15 protein-coding genes are annotated in these 15180 nt (G+C 64.4%); all 15 read left to right on the plus strand.

Going from position 1 to position 15180, the window contains the following annotated elements:
• Positions 1 to 10 precede the first annotated feature (10 nt).
• The 15 genes from fliF (at position 11) to HY019_RS17985 (ending at position 15153) form a co-directional block, all read left to right on the plus strand.
• The gene (fliF, locus tag HY019_RS17915; RefSeq protein WP_290694790.1) at positions 11 to 1621 is read left to right on the plus strand and encodes a flagellar basal-body MS-ring/collar protein FliF; all 1611 of its coding nucleotides are present in this window, start codon (positions 11 to 13) and stop codon (positions 1619 to 1621) included.
• Positions 1622 to 1637: 16 nt separating this feature from the next.
• A complete protein-coding gene (fliG, locus tag HY019_RS17920) occupies positions 1638 to 2633 on the plus strand; it encodes a flagellar motor switch protein FliG (RefSeq protein WP_290694792.1) in 996 nt (331 codons plus the stop codon).
• Positions 2620 to 3705, plus strand: coding sequence for a FliH/SctL family protein (locus tag HY019_RS17925; protein ID WP_290694794.1), 1086 nt, complete (start codon positions 2620 to 2622; stop codon positions 3703 to 3705). Before fliG ends, HY019_RS17925 begins: the two co-directional genes overlap by 14 nt.
• Before the next feature lie 32 nt (positions 3706 to 3737).
• Entirely contained in the window at positions 3738 to 5132 is a 1395-nt protein-coding gene (gene fliI / locus HY019_RS17930) for a flagellar protein export ATPase FliI (protein WP_290695071.1), read from the plus strand.
• A 44-nt stretch (positions 5133 to 5176) separates the two neighbouring features.
• Entirely contained in the window at positions 5177 to 5662 is a 486-nt protein-coding gene (gene fliJ / locus HY019_RS17935) for a flagellar export protein FliJ (RefSeq protein WP_290694796.1), read from the plus strand.
• A gap of 39 nt (positions 5663 to 5701) precedes the next feature.
• Positions 5702 to 7108, plus strand: coding sequence for a flagellar hook-length control protein FliK (locus HY019_RS17940; protein ID WP_290694798.1), 1407 nt, complete (start codon positions 5702 to 5704; stop codon positions 7106 to 7108).
• 163 nt (positions 7109 to 7271) lie between these two features.
• The gene (locus tag HY019_RS17945; protein WP_290694800.1) at positions 7272 to 7919 is read left to right on the plus strand and encodes a flagellar basal body-associated FliL family protein; all 648 of its coding nucleotides are present in this window, start codon (positions 7272 to 7274) and stop codon (positions 7917 to 7919) included.
• Positions 7920 to 7964: 45 nt separating this feature from the next.
• A complete protein-coding gene (fliM, locus tag HY019_RS17950; RefSeq protein ID WP_290694802.1) occupies positions 7965 to 8966 on the plus strand; it encodes a flagellar motor switch protein FliM in 1002 nt (333 codons plus the stop codon).
• Positions 8967 to 9009: 43 nt separating this feature from the next.
• The gene (gene fliN / locus HY019_RS17955; protein WP_290695073.1) at positions 9010 to 9438 is read left to right on the plus strand and encodes a flagellar motor switch protein FliN; all 429 of its coding nucleotides are present in this window, start codon (positions 9010 to 9012) and stop codon (positions 9436 to 9438) included.
• 16 nt (positions 9439 to 9454) lie between these two features.
• Positions 9455 to 9805, plus strand: coding sequence for a flagellar biosynthetic protein FliO (locus tag HY019_RS17960; protein WP_290694804.1), 351 nt, complete (start codon positions 9455 to 9457; stop codon positions 9803 to 9805).
• A 77-nt stretch (positions 9806 to 9882) separates the two neighbouring features.
• A complete protein-coding gene (gene fliP, locus HY019_RS17965) occupies positions 9883 to 10578 on the plus strand; it encodes a flagellar type III secretion system pore protein FliP (RefSeq protein ID WP_290695075.1) in 696 nt (231 codons plus the stop codon).
• A gap of 27 nt (positions 10579 to 10605) precedes the next feature.
• Positions 10606 to 10875, plus strand: coding sequence for a flagellar biosynthesis protein FliQ (fliQ, locus tag HY019_RS17970; RefSeq protein ID WP_290694806.1), 270 nt, complete (start codon positions 10606 to 10608; stop codon positions 10873 to 10875).
• A 16-nt stretch (positions 10876 to 10891) separates the two neighbouring features.
• On the plus strand, positions 10892 to 11653 hold the full coding sequence (fliR, locus tag HY019_RS17975; protein ID WP_290694808.1) for a flagellar biosynthetic protein FliR: 762 nt from the start codon (positions 10892 to 10894) through the stop codon (positions 11651 to 11653).
• A 59-nt stretch (positions 11654 to 11712) separates the two neighbouring features.
• Complete coding sequence (locus HY019_RS17980; protein ID WP_290694810.1) at positions 11713 to 13116, plus strand: alkaline phosphatase family protein; 1404 nt, start codon at positions 11713 to 11715, stop codon at positions 13114 to 13116.
• 30 nt (positions 13117 to 13146) lie between these two features.
• The gene (locus tag HY019_RS17985; protein ID WP_290694812.1) at positions 13147 to 15153 is read left to right on the plus strand and encodes a DNA topoisomerase IV subunit B; all 2007 of its coding nucleotides are present in this window, start codon (positions 13147 to 13149) and stop codon (positions 15151 to 15153) included.
• Positions 15154 to 15180 lie beyond the last annotated feature (27 nt).

The raw sequence follows: 15180 nt of genomic DNA on the forward strand, positions 1-15180 counted from the left end.
CCAGCGGGTGATGGCCCTGCCGATGCAGCGCAAGCTGATGTTGGCCGGTGGTATTGCCGCGATCTTCGCCATCTTCGTGGCGATGATGGTGTGGGGGCGCGAGGGTGATTACCGCGTGCTGTACGCCAATCTGTCCGACAAGGACGGCGGTGCGATCCTGACCCAGCTGCAGCAGATGCAGGTGCCCTACAAGATGGCCGATGGCGGTGGCGCGATCCTGGTGCCGGCTGACAAGGTGCACGATGTGCGCCTGAAGCTGGCGTCCGCTGGCTTACCCAAGGGCTCGGTGGCCGGGTTCGAGTTGATGGAGAACCAGAAGTTCGGCGTCACCCAGTTTCAGGAGCGCCTGAACTTCCAGCGCGGCCTGGAAGGCGAGTTGACGCGCTCCATTCAATCGCTGGCCAGTGTGCAGAGTGCCCGCATTCACCTGGCGCTGCCCAATCAGAACGGTTTCTTCCGCGAACAGCAAAAAGCCTCTGCCTCGGTGGTGCTGACCTTGTACCCGGGCCGTACGCTGGACCGTGGTCAGATCGCCGGCATCGTGCACCTGGTGTCCTCCAGCGTGCCGGAGATGTCGCCCAAGGCCGTGAGCATCGTGGACCAGAGTGGCTCGCTGCTGTCTGGCCCGCAAGAGGGCGCTGATCAAAGTGGCCTGGACGCGCAGCAACTGCAGTACGTCCGCCAGATCGAGTCCAACTACACCCAGCGCATCCGGGACATCCTGGAGCCGGTGGTGGGCAAGGAGAACCTGCGTGCCCAGGTGAATGCCGAGCTGGACTTCTCGCAGGTCGAGTCCACCGCCGAGGAGTACAAGCCCAACCAGGGGCAGCAGGCGTCGGCATCGATCCGCAGTCAGCAGACCACCGAGCAGGTCGGCCAGGGCAGCGCCACGCCTTCGGGTGTGCCCGGTGCAGCCAGCAACCAGCCGCCCGTGCCCGCCACGGCACCGGTCAATGGCGCATCGCAGCCGCTGCAGGCTGCCCAAGGCGGCACCACGGCAGGCAACAGCCGCCGTGAGGCCGTGACCAATTACGAAGTGGACAAGACGGTGCGCGTGACACGCAACGCGTCGGGCACCATCAAGCGACTGAACGCGGCCGTGGTGCTCAACCACCGCACGGTGACCGATGCCAAGGGCAAGACCACCACCCAGCCACTCAAGCAGGAAGAGCTGGACCAGTTGACGGCGCTGGTGCGCGAGACCATCGGCTTCGATGACAAGCGCGGCGATTCGGTCAAGTTGATCAACACCCCCTTCCATGTGACCAAGGAAGAGACCGACACCACCCCGCTCTGGAAACAGCCCGAGACGGTGGACATGATCCGCACCCTGGCCGTGCCGGGCGCCTTGACCCTGGCTGCGCTGATCGTGGTGTTTGGCGCGATCCGCCCGGCCATCAAGGCGGCGAAACCGGTGACCACGCCCGAGGAAGAGGCCCGCCTGCAAAAGCTCAGCGCCGTGGTGGACGATGCCGAGGAGCTGCCGGTGACGAACCAGCCCGGCCACATGCCCCGACTGGAAGGCCCCGCTACAGACGAACGTCTGGAGGCCGCCCGCCAGTTTGCCCGCGACAACCCGATGGCCATGGCCAATGTGGTGCGCGGCTGGATGAACAACTGACCTAGGACAACAAGCCATGGACGACAAAGGTCTCGAAGACGCCGCCATCCTGCTGATGTCGCTGGGTGAGGAAGAGGCGTCCGAGGTGTTCAAGCATCTGGAGCCCAAGGAAGTCCAGTGCCTGGGCGAGACCATCGCCAAGATGAAGACGATCAACAAGGATCGCATTGGCAATGTGCTGGACCGCTTCTCCAAGGAGTCGACCGAGATGGGCATGCTGGTGCCCGACACGGACGAGTACATCAAGGCTGTGCTGCGCAAGGCGCTGGGCGACGAAAAGGCCAACCTGCTGATCGACCGCATCATCCAGGGCAGCGATGTCACCGGCATCGAAAGCCTGAAGTGGATGGACCCGGGCTCGGTGGCCGAATTGCTGCGCAACGAGCACCCGCAGATCGTGGCGGCCATCCTGGTCCACCTGGATCCGGATCAGTCTTCGTCCGTGCTGAAGTGCTTCTCGGACCGCCATCGCAACGAGGTGATGGTGCGCATCGCCACGCTGGACGGCATCCAGCCCTCCGCCTTGAAGGACCTCAACGAGGTGCTCTCGCGCGTGCTGGCCGGTGGCACCCAGTTGCGCAAGGCCTCGCTGGGCGGTGCCAAGCCGGCTGCGGAAATCATCAACTTGATGGGCTCCAGCCACGAGACCTCCATCCTGGACTACATCCGCGAGGCCGATGGCGATCTGGCGCAGAAGATCATGGACAACATGTTCACCTTCGACGACCTGATCAAGCTGGACGACAAGGGCTTCCAGTCCCTGCTCAAGGAAGTGCAGACCGAATCGCTCATCATCGCGCTCAAGGGTGGCTCGCCCGAGATCCGCGAGAAGGTGTTCAAGAACATGTCCACCCGTGCGGCAGAAACGCTGCGTGAAGACCTCGAGTCGCGTGGCCCGGTCAAGCTGTCTGAAGTGGAAGCCGAGCAGAAGGAACTGCTGAAGATCGTCAGACGCCTGGCTGACGAAGGCCAGATCACACTGGCCAGCGGAGGCGACGATGAGTACGTCTAAGCAGGGCAACCCGCCTGGTGGTTCGCCACCGAATTCGGCACCCGGCGCGTCGAACACCACGGCGCCCAACTCGTACACGCGCTTCATTCCCCGTGAGGAGCTGGGCTCGTTTTCGGCCTGGGCCCCTGAGACCTTCGAGCAGCCGGCCAAGACGGCTAATGGCGAAGATGGCGGCGTGCGCAAGCCGACGCTGGCGGAGCGCGCTGCGGCCGAGATGCGCCCGCCTAATATGAAGGCCAATGGCGCCAAGCACGCGCCACAGGCCACGGGTGGTGCGGCCGCCAATGCATCGGCAGCCGCCAAACCCGCCCCTGCCAAGCCAGCCCCTGTCAGGCGCCCGATCGTGGGTGGTGTGCCCGGTGAAATGCAGGCAGAAGCGCCGCCCAAGGCGACTGAAGCCCCGCCTGCGCCACCCGCACCGGACGTGGAAGAGCTGGTGCGCGAGGCCCGCCAGACGGGTTATCAGGATGGCTACCGCAATGGCCTGGCTGCCCTGGAGAGCTACAAACAGACGCAGGCCGCACAGATGGCGGCCTACATGAGCGACCAGGTTGGCGCCCTGGCTTCGGATTTCCACCAGCGGCTGGAGTCGCTGGAGCAGCAACTGGCGGGCCGCATCGCCGGCGTGGCGCTGGAGCTGGCGCGCCAGGTGGTGCGCAGCGAATTGAAGCAGAACCCCGAGGTGGTGGTGGACGTGGCCGAACAAGCCTTGACGACCCTGCTGGCTTCTGCGCGCCAGATCGTGCTGCGCCTGAACCCGGATGACCATGGTATGGCCCAGGCGCAACTGAGCGAGTTGCTGGCCGTGCGTGGCGCCCGCATGGTGCCCGACGCCAGCATCACCCGCGGTGGCTGCGTGGTGGAGTCGGACATCGCCGTGGTGGACGCCTCGGTGGAGGCCCGTTGGGACCGCGCTGCGGCCGCCATGGGCCACAACGCCCCCTGGAACGATGGCAAGGAAGCACTCGGTTCGACCGAAGTCCGCTTGCCAGAAGGGGAGGATGAGTTGGATGATTGGCCTGAGAGCGAAGCCAATGGCTCGGCAGCGCCGCGTGGGGAGGGTGAAGTATGAACATGCCCATTCGCGTCAACCACGATGTGGCAATGGACCGCTGGAACCGGTTCCTGGACGACCTGGACGCTTGCGCCGGCTCGCGGCTGCCCATGGAAAACCAGGGCAAGCTGGTCCGGGTGGCCGGCCTGGTGCTGGAAGCCGCAGGTTTGCGCCTGCCGGTGGGGGCCGTTTGCGAGATCCACTCTGAAACCCGCCTGGAATCGACGCCGGTGCTGGCCGAAGTGGTCGGCTTTGCCGGTGACCGCGCCTACCTCATGCCCACTGCCGAGGTGCACGGCCTGTCAAGCGGCGCCCGCGTGGTGCCGCGCACCATCCCGATCAACCCGCCAATCCTGGGTCGTCCCAACCACCCCTGGCGCCGCAGCGAAGACCGCACGCGCCACCTGCCCGTGGGCAGTGGCCTGCTGGGCCGGGTGGTGAACGCCCAAGGCGAACCGCTGGACCGCAAGGGCCCGTTGCAACACGTGCGCAGCGAGCCGCTGGCGCGCCGCCCGATCAACGCCATGGAGCGCGACCCGGTTCGCCAGCCGCTGGACACCGGCGTGCGCGCGATCAATTCGATGCTCACCGTGGGGCGTGGCCAGCGTATCGGCCTGTTTGCCGGCTCTGGCGTGGGTAAATCGGTTTTGCTGGGCATGATGGCCCGCTACACCCAGGCCGATGTCATCGTGGTGGGTCTGATCGGCGAGCGGGGCCGCGAAGTCAAGGAATTCATCGAGGACATCCTGGGTGAAGAAGGCCTGGCCCGCTCGGTCGTGGTCGCTGCCCCAGCCGATGCGCCCCCGCTGACCCGCATGCAGGGTGCCAGCTACGCCACCGCCGTGGCCGAGCACTTCCGTGATCAAGGCCTGCACGTGCTGCTGCTGATGGATTCGCTCACCCGCTATGCCATGGCCCAGCGCGAAATTGCCCTGGCCATTGGCGAGCCGCCTGCCACCAAGGGCTACCCACCTTCTTGTTTTGCCAAGCTGCCCCAACTGGTGGAGCGCAGCGGCAACGGTCTCAATGGCCACGGCTCGATCACGGCGTTCTATACCGTGCTGTCCGAAGGCGATGACCAGCAGGACCCGATTGCCGACGCGGCCCGTGCCATCCTGGACGGCCACATCGTGCTGTCACGCGAGCTGGCCGAGTCGGGCCACTTCCCGGCCATCGACATCGAGCGTTCCGCTTCCCGCGTGATGCACAACGTGGCGGACAGCCGCCACATCGACGATGCGCGCCGCTTCCGCCAACTGTGGTCGCGCTACAGCAAGGCGCGCGACCTGATCCAGCTGGGCGCCTATACGCCGGGTGGCGACCATGACCTGGATCTGGCCGTCAAGCTGCACCCGCACATGGTCAATATGCTGCAGCAGGACATGAACGCACCCGCCCATCTGCACGACAGCGTGGACGAGTTGCACCAGATCGTTTCCGGTTGATGTTGTCTGAGTAGTCAAGCTCGCAAGGGCAGGGGACAAGTTTCATGAGTGCCAATTCATCGCTGATGGTTGTACTGGAATCTGCGGAGAAGGCCCGGGACGAGGCGGTGGCCGAACTCGAAGGCGGCAAACGGGCTTACGAGGCGGCTCGTCAGCAAGCGCAGTCCCTGACGGACTGGCGCCGTGAATACCAGCAACGCTGGCAATCTCAATTTCGCCAGACGGGAGGAATGGAGATCATGCGGTGTTATCAGGACTTCATGCAGCGATTGGCCGAGGCCGTTTCGGATCAGGATAAGAGGGTGGAGCAGGCACGCCTGTACATGGACCGGTGCCGTGCTCTGCTGATCGAGCGCGAGCGCAAGGTGGCTGCTGTCGCGCAATTGATGGACAGAAGGCTTGCCGAGCTGCAGACCAAGCAGAACCGGCAGGAGCAGAAAGCCACCGATGAAGTTGCTTCGCGTTCGGGCCGAATGAGTCAGGGACTGGGCGCAGGCAGCAACCCGCTGGCGTCCGGCTCGCTCGGATGACGGCCGGGATGGAACGGGTCATCAGATAAGGATCACACCATGGCTACACCGATCAAATCGACGACTACCCCGGGCATGAATCCCGGCGTGAACGGCGTGTCTCCCGCCATCAGTGACCTGCTGGCGCGTTTTGGCACGCAAGGTGGCGGCGACGGCCAGGGCCCGCAAATGGCGTTTGCCCAGTGGATGGACAAGCACGCCGTCACGGCCAGCAGCGACCAGCCCCATAAGCCTGCCAGTGAGCCGGTGAAGACACCCGTTGCCTCGGGTAATGCCAGCGCCAGAGCTGCGGAGCAGGCCCTTGCGCGCTCGCGCCAGCAAGCCATGCTGGCCAACAAGGCGGTCGACAGCAAGCCCGCCGAGCAAGTTGCCAAGCGTGCGGATGATGACAGCGGCAAGGTCGAGAACCGCCCGGCCAGCGCCCCGCGCAAGGATGCCAGCGCCAAGACCAACCGCGCAGCAGACAAGACAGACAAGACCGAAGACGCCGACAAGGACGACCAGGATGTGGTGGCTTTCAGCACCACTGCAGGCGATGGTGCGGCCGTCGTGCGCGAACTGACACCGCCTCCGACCATTCAGGCCGGGGACGCCGCCGGCATGATGGCCTGGCTGGCCAGCCTGACCCATGGTGATCTGGGCCACGGGAAAGGCTTGCCTGCAGACGGGCAGGGCGACGCCTCGGCCACGAGCACCGCGAAACTGCAAGGTGCCGATGGCAGTACGCAGGACGCCGCGCTGCTTGACCCCAAAGGCGCGGGCGCCCAAGGGGCCATTGCGCTGGACAACCCGCTGTGGCAAAGCGCCAGCAGCACCGCCAGCCTGCAGGTCGACGCGTTGCTGGGTCAGTCGGGCAGGGCGCAGGACGGCAAGGTGGACATGGACCCCCTGGCAGGCCTGGTGGCCGGCGGCGGCATCAAGGGCGCCGGTTTAGGCGCCAGCCTGAACGAGGCCGGCAATGTGGCCCGCCACGAGTCCGCCACGCTGAGCACGCCGCTGGATTCGCCTGATTTTGCCCAGGCGCTGGCTGAAAAAGTCAGCATGTGGGTGGGTTCGGCCAAGGACGATGGCTCGATGACGGCCGAGTTGCACCTCAACCCGGCTGAAATGGGCCCGATCAACGTGAAAATTTCACTCGATGGCCAAACGGCGCAGGTGGATTTCGCCGCCGCGGCGTTAGAAACGAGAAAGGCCATCGAAGCCAGCCTCCCGATGCTGTCGAGCGCCCTGAGTGATGTCGGGTTGAACATGACCGGCGGTGATGTCTCCTCGCAGACGTCGCAGCAGCAGTTCGACCAGAGCTTTGCCCAGTCGCAAGGCGGCTCAGGTCGCGCAAACGGTGCGTCCGGCCGCGGTGATGCCGATACGGGTGTGGAGCCCGCCGGCATGCGTGCGGTCGCTGCACCTCGTCCTGGCCGCCTGGGCGGTCTGGATCTGTACGCCTGAGCCTCGTCGTCTGGCCCGTTTGAGGGCCCGCACAGGCCGCCGCCGGGAATCAAGCGACTTTCCCATCGTTTATTGATCCATTGCGACGGCGCTGACTTCGAATAATCCTCTCATGACGCCGGCACTATTTGGCGCCCCGTCATGAACACCAGGAGATACGCGAATGTCAGCTGCCCCCGCCGCCCCGGCTGAAGGCGATGCCCCCAAAAAGGGCCCCAAGAAGCTCATCATCATCATTGCTGCCGTCGTCCTGCTCCTGGTTCTGGGCGGGGGGGGCGCTTTCTTCATCATGAAGAAGAAGGCCGCCGAGGCTGAAGCCGCTGCGGCTGCAGCGGAAGAAGAAGATGGTGGCGAGGGCGCCAAGCCCGCCAAGGAAGCGAAGAAGGGCGAGCACGGCAAGGGCGAGCACGGCACGCCGCCGGCTTTCGTGCCGCTGGAGCCCTTCATCGTCAACCTGGCCGACCGCGACTCCGAGCGCTTTGCCCAGGTTGGCATCACCCTGCAAGTCGAAGATCCCCACATGGCGGACGAGATGAAGGCTTACATGCCTGCCATCCGCAACGCCATCTTGCTGATCCTGTCGCACAAATCATCCGAGGAGCTGCTGAGCGCCGAAGGCAAGCAGAAGCTGGCTCAGGAGATCCGTCGCGAATCGGCACGCGCCATGGGCTATGAGGTTGCCGATCCGGAAGAAGAGGATGCGGCCGCCGCCGATGAGGATGCGCCCAAGAAAAAGAAGAAGAAAAAGAAGAAGGCCGAGCCCTTCAACCCCATCGTTCAAGTGCACTACTCGAACTTCATCATCCAGTGATGTCTTGCTGAACCCTTTGTCAACGGTCCCGGAAGTCCTCAGGCCATGAACCAGCAAATCCTCTCGCAAGACGAAGTTGATGCCCTCTTGCAAGGCATCACCGGCGAAAGCCAGAAGTTGGAGCAGGAAGAAGCGCCCAAGGAAGGCATTCGTGACTACAACCTGGCTCAGCAAGAACGGATTGTGCGTGGGCGCATGCCCACGATGGAAATCATCAACGAGCGTTTTGCGCGCAACATCCGCATCGGCTTGTTCAACCTGATCCGCAAGTCGCCGGAAGTGTCGGTGGGCGGCATCAAGGTGCAGAAGTACAGCGCCTTCCTGCGCGAGATCGTGGTGCCCACCAACTTCAACATCATGGCCGTGCGCCCCCTGCGTGGCTCTGGCCTGATCGTGTGCGACCCAACCTTGGTGTTCGGCGTGATCGACGCGTTGTTTGGCGGTGTCGGCAAGTTCCACACCCGCATTGAAGGCCGTGATTTTTCGGCCACCGAGCAGCGCGTGATCCACCGTCTGGTCGAGGTCATCACGGCCGAGTACAAGAAGTCCTGGCATGGCATCTACCCCGTCGAGCTGGACTACCAGCGCTCGGAGATGCAGCCTCAATTTGCCACCGTGGCCACGCCCAGCGAGATCGTGGTGTGCTGCTCGTTCACGCTGGAAATCGGCGACACCAGCGGCACGATCCATATCTGCATCCCTTATGCGACGCTGGAGCCCATCCGCGACATCCTGTTCTCGTCCATCCAGGGCGACTCGGCCGAGCCTGACCGCCGCTGGGTGAAGCTGCTGACGCAGCAGATCCAGTCCGCCGAGGTGGAGCTGGTGGCCGAACTGGCGCACGCGCCTGCGACCGTCGAACAATTACTGGCCTTCAAGCCTGGCGACTTCATCGAGCTGGACCTTGAAAAGATCATCCAGGCCAAGGTGGACGGCGTGCCCGTTTTTGACTGTTACTACGGTACGTCGAACAACAAGTACTCCTTGCGTATTGACAAGCTTCTGACCGCCGGCAACACGAGTTGGCTTGGAGACCACAATGTCTGAAGAATTTCCTCCCGAGTCTGGTGGCAACGCCGAGCAGGACGCCATGGCGGCCGAGTGGGAGGCTGCGCTGGCGCAACAAGCCTCTACGCCGCAGCCCGATATGGACGAGTTCGCCAACGCGGCCAGCGAAGTGACCAATGCCCAGCCGCAGATGACGCCGGCTGCGTTTGCCAACTTTGCGCCGGCACAGGCGAATTCGGCTGGCAACGACATCAGCATGATCCTGGACATCCCGGTTCAGCTGACGGTGGAGCTGGGCCGCACCCGCATCCCCATCAAAAACATCCTGCAACTGGCGCAGGGTTCGGTGGTGGAGCTGGACGCCATGGCCGGCGAGCCCATGGACGTGCTGGTCAACGGCTTCCTGATCGCGCAGGGCGAAGTGGTGGTGGTCAACGACAAGTTCGGTATCCGCCTGACTGACATCGTGACGCCGTCCGAACGCATGCGCCGCCTGAGCAAGGGCAACTGAGCAGGATCGATCTGACATGCCATCTACCGGTTTGACCGTGATCTGGTTTCTGGGCATCGTGGCCCTGATCCCGCTGACCTTGTGGGCCTTGAAGCGCTCCGGCCTGGCCAATGGCACCGTGGGTGCCACGCAAGCCCTGATCAAGCCCGTGAACCAGTTGAGCCTTGGCCCGGGCCAGCGCCTGGTGACCGTGGAAGTGGGCACCGGCGAGGACCGCAAGTGGCTGGTGCTGGGCGTGACCGCTCAGAACATCCACACCCTGCACACCATGGCGCCCCAGACCATGCCCTCGGCTGACAGCGCCACCCCATCGTTCACCAACCTGCTGCGCCGCTCGCTGGGCCAGCAAGACAAGGGGCAAGCCTGATGCGCGTCGCTTCGGTTTACAAGCCCTGGCTGGGCACCGCACTGGTATCGCTGCTGGTGCTGGGCTCGTCCGCTGCCATGGCGCAAAGCGCCGGTGGCAGCAGCACCTTGCCTTTGCTCGTGGGGCAAGGCGCGGGTGGCAGCAGCTACTCGGTGCCCGTCCAGACCTTGCTGTTCTTCACGGCCCTGAGCTTCCTGCCCGCCGTGCTGCTGATGATGACGGGCTTCACCCGCATCGCCATCGTGCTGAGCCTGATGCGCCAGGCGATCGGCACACAGGCTGCGCCGCCCAACCAGGTCGTGATCGGCCTGTCGCTGTTCCTGACCATGTTCGTCATGGGCCCGACCCTGGACAAGGTCTACAAGGACGCCTACGAGCCTTTCGCCGCCAACCAGATCAGCTTCAACGAAGCGCTGGAGCGTGGCCAGGGCCCGATGCGCACCTTCATGCTCAAGCAGACCCGCCAGTCCGACCTGGGCCTGTTCGTCAAGCTCGCCAAGATCGAGGGCGATGTCAAACCCGAGACCGTGCCGTTTCGCGTGCTGGTGCCTGCCTTTGTCACCAGCGAGCTGAAGTCGGCCTTCCAGATCGGCTTCCTGATCTTCATCCCCTTCCTGGTGATCGACATGATCGTGGCCAGTGTGCTGATGAGCCTGGGGATGATGATGCTCTCGCCCGTGATGGTGGCGCTGCCATTCAAGCTGATGCTGTTCGTGCTGGCCGATGGCTGGAACCTGCTGCTGGGCTCGCTGGCTGCCAGCTTCGTGCAATAAGACGTACAACAAGAAAGAAGCCGGACCATGGATCCCCAACAAGTACTGACCTTTGGCCGTGACGGCTTGCTGACGCTGCTGATGGTCTGCGGCCCCATCGTGATGGTGGTGCTGGTGGTGGGGCTGTTGGTCAGCATCTTCCAGGCCGCCACGCAGATCCACGAACAGACGCTGTCCTTCGTGCCCAAGCTGCTGGCCGCTTTCGCCACCCTGGCCGTGGCAGGCCCCTGGATGATGACCAAGCTGGTGGAGTACATCCAGCAGGTGCTGCAGTCGATCCCGTCCGTGGTGGGCTGAGCGGCCCGCAACCCAGATGGTCAGCTTTTCCGAAGCCCAGGTTCTGGCGTGGATCACGCCCTGGCTGTGGCCCTTCTTTCGGGTCATGGGCCTGTTCACCTCGGCGCCCGTGCTGTCCATGCGCGTGATCCCGCGCCGTGTGCGGCTCAGCCTGGGCATCCTGATCGTGGTGTGCGCGCAGCCCAGCCTGCCCGACATGCCGGCGATTGCACTCAACTCCCCGGCTGCCCTGATGGTGATCGCCCACGAGGTGCTGATCGGCCTGACGATGGGCTTTGCGGCACGGGTGGTGTTCGCCGCCATCGAATTCGCCGGTGAGTTGGTCGGCCTGCAGATGGGCCTGAACTTCGCCAGCTTCTTCGACCCCCTCAGTGGCACACAGGTCACGGCCGTGAGTCGTTTTTATGGCACCACGGCGGCCTGGCTGTTCGTGGTCATGAACGGCCACCTGATGCTGACTGGCGCCGTGCTGGGCAGCTTCCACGCCTTCCCGGTGTCGCCCGAGCCCTTGAACTTCCTCAACGTCGTGCAGCCGCAGGTCTGGGGTGCCGAGGTGTTCAAACTGGGCCTGTGGGTGTCCATGCCGGTGGTGTCCATGCTGATCCTGGTCAACATGGTGATGGGGTTGATGGCCCGTGTGGCGCCCCAGATGAACATCTTCTCGATCGGCTTTCCGATCACGCTGGCCGTGGGCTTCACCGGCCTGTGGCTCACGCTGCCCATGATGCAGACGCCGCTGACCATGGCGCTGGAGCGGATGATGGCTTACTTCCAGTGACGGGCTGGATCGGGCCTTGAGGCGGGCGTGGCGTCAAATTGGCGCTAACCTTGGCGCCCATGACAGTGCCATCTCGCCGATCTGCCCCTTCTTCCGCAACGCCAGCCTCGCCTGACGAGCCGCTTCGTGCCGACAGCCCGGCGCGCCGCCAGGTGCTGGGTGGTTTGCTTGGCGCTGGGGTAGGCGGTGCCGTTGGTGTGCCCGCCCGGGCGGCCAAAGGTGACAAGGCCGACAAGGGCGAAAAGCCCTCCGAGCCCACCTGGAAGCCGGACCACACCGTCATCGTCATCCTGGAGAACCTGTCGGCGTATGACGCCACGGCCGGGCAACGCAAGGAGCGCAAGGCGCCGGTGTACGACGCCGCCTCGGACTGGCGTTTCCTCAACGAGCTGGCCGACAAGGGCGCGCGTTTCAGCAATGCGCACTTCGGGCGCACGCCATACAACTCGCCGCTGCCGACGCGCTCCAGCCAGCCCAACTACCTGTTCCTGTTCTCGGGCCACCACCAGGGCGTGCTGCCAGCCTGGTTTGAAGACGAGCGCTCGCCCTATAAGGGCGTGGCCCTGCGCGACCGGGACGGCAAGCCCCTGGCCAGCCAGAGCGAGACCAATGTGGGCGTGGCCAACAGCAATGTGCCCAACGCCTGGTTGCCCTTCACCTCGCCCAACCTGGGCGCGGCGATTTTGCAGGGCGGTGGCACCTTCCTGAGCTTTTGCGAATCCTTGCCCTACCCCAGCTGGAATTGCGGGACGGACTCCAGCATCGCGCCGTGCAACGCCAACTTCGCGCTCTCGGACAACTACCGCCGCAAGCACAACCCGACGGTCAACTGGACGGACCAGATTCACCCCACCAGCCCGCGTGGCCTGCAAGGCGACCTGGCGCACCACGTGATGCCTTTGAGCGTCAACCTGGCGTTTGACCCCACCCGGGATCCGCTGCTCAAGCAGAGTTTTCGGGGGTTTGCCAAGCACGCCGACGGCACGCCGCTGCCTTTTGACAAGCTGCCCGACGTGGCCATCGTGGTGCCCAACGAGCAGCACGACGCCCACAGCAACACCGCCAAGGCGGCGGACGACTGGCTGCGCCAGCACATCGGCCCCTATGCCGAATGGGCCAGGAAGAACAACAGCCTGCTGATCGTCACCTTCGACGAAGACGGCAGCACCGACGACAGCCGGGGCGACGCCTACATCACGGGCACCCACCGCATCGCGACGCTGTTTTATGGCGCCGGCGTCAAACCCGGCGTGTACGATCAGCGCATCGACCACCTCAACGTGTTGTCGACCGTTTTGTGGCTCAACGGTGCTCTGGCGCGGTTCAAGGCCGATTTCCGCCAGCACCACAAGGTGGTCGATGGTTCGGGCTCCGAGGCCGAGAAAGAGTGGTTGAATCTGCAACCCATCACGGATGTGTTCGACAAAGTGCCGACCAGGGTATCCGACAAACCCGCGAAGTAAGTGCCGCCGAAGTTCGTAGAATCGGCGCCCATGTCATCCAAGTCTTCCCCCAAAGCAGCCAGCGTGTCCACACAACCCAGTGCCAACTACGGCGAAGGCTCGATCCGGGTCCTCAAGGGCCTGGAGCCTGTTAAACAGCGCCCGGGCATGTACACCCGGACGGACAACCCCCTGCACATCATCCAAGAGGTCATCGACAACGCGGCCGACGAAGCCCTGGCCGGCTTTGGCAAGCGCATTGCCGTGACGCTGCACACCGATGGTTCGGTCAGCGTGGAAGACGACGGGCGCGGCATCCCCTTTGGCCTGCACCCCGAAGAGCAGGTGCCGGTGGTCGAGATCGTGTTCACCCGTCTGCACGCTGGTGGCAAGTTCGACAAGGGATCGGGCGGTGCCTACAGCTTCTCTGGTGGCCTGCACGGTGTGGGTGTGAGCGTGACCAATGCACTGTCCACCCGCCTGCAGGTGATGGTGTGCCGCGAAAAGCAGGTGGCGCAGCTGGCCTTCAGCGGCGGCGACGTGATCGAGCCGGTGACGGTTCGGCCTGCCGCCAGCGGGGACCGCAAGAACGGCACCACCGTGCGTGCCTGGCCGGACGCCAAGTATTTCGAAAGCGCCGAGTTGCCCAAGGCCGAGCTGGTGCACATGCTGCGCAGCAAGGCCGTGCTGATGCCGGGCGTGACCATCACGCTGACGCACGAAAAGTCGGGCGATGTGCAGACCTGGCTCTACAAGGGCGGCCTGCGCGATTACCTGACCCAGAGCCTCACCACCGACCCCGTCATCCCGCTGCTTGAAGGCGAGCAATACGCCTCGGGTGGCGAGACCGAGAACTTCGCCGAAGGCGAGGGCGCAGCATGGTGCGTGGCCTTCACCGAAGAAGGCGCGCCCATGCGAGAGAGCTACGTCAACCTGATCCCCACGGTGGCAGGTGGCACGCACGAGGCGGGCTTGAAGGACGGCCTGTTCAACGCCATCAAGGGCTTCATCGAGATGCACTCCCTGATGCCCAAGGGCGTCAAGCTGATGCCGGACGACGTGTTCAGCCGCGCCAGCTTCGTGCTGTCTGCCAAGGTGCTGGACCCGCAGTTCCAGGGGCAGACCAAGGAGCGCCTGAACAGCCGCGATGCCGTGCGCCTGGTCAGCACCTACGTCAAGCCCGGCCTGGAGCTGTGGCTCAACCAGCACGTGGACTACGGCAAGAAGCTGGCCGAGCTGGTCATCAAGCAGGCGCAAGCCCGCCAGCGCGCCGGCCAGAAGATCGAGAAGAAGAAGGGCTCCGGTGTGGCCGTGCTGCCCGGCAAGCTGACCGATTGCGAGAGCCGTGACCTGAGCCTCAACGAAGTCTTCCTGGTCGAGGGTGACTCGGCCGGTGGCAGCGCCAAGATGGGCCGCGACAAGGAAACCCAGGCCATCCTGCCCCTGCGCGGCAAGGTGCTCAATGCCTGGGAGGTCGAGCGCGACCTGCTGTTCAAGAACAACGAAATCCACGACATCTCGGTGGCCATCGGCGTGGACCCGCATGGGCCCAATGACTCGCCGGACTTGTCTGGCCTGCGCTACGGCAAGATCTGCATCCTGTCGGATGCGGACGTGGACGGCTCGCACATCCAGGTGCTGCTGCTGACGCTGTTCTTCCGCCACTTCCCCAAGCTGATCGAGACGGGCCACATCTACATCGCGCGCCCACCGCTCTACCGCGTGGATGCGCCTGCGCGTGGCAAGAAGCCCGCGGCCAAGCTGTATGCGCTCGACGAAGGCGAGCTCACCGCCATCCTGGACAAGCTGCGCAAGGAGGGGTGCCGTGAGGGCGCCTGGTCCATCAGCCGCTTCAAGGGCCTGGGCGAGATGAACGCCGAGCAACTGTGGGACACCACGCTCAACCCCGATACACGCCGCCTGCTGCCCGTGGCTTATGGTGAGCCGGGTTTTGACTCGACCGAGGGCTCGTTCAACAAGCTCATGGGCAAGGGCGAGGCCGCATCACGCCGCGAGCTGATGGAGCTGCACGGCGACGCGGTCGAGATCGACATCTGACATCTCATCAGGCCTGATCGGTCCAGG

The organism is Aquabacterium sp. (assembly GCF_016195855.1).
In the GTDB taxonomy this organism is placed as follows: domain Bacteria; phylum Pseudomonadota; class Gammaproteobacteria; order Burkholderiales; family Burkholderiaceae_C; genus Aquabacterium.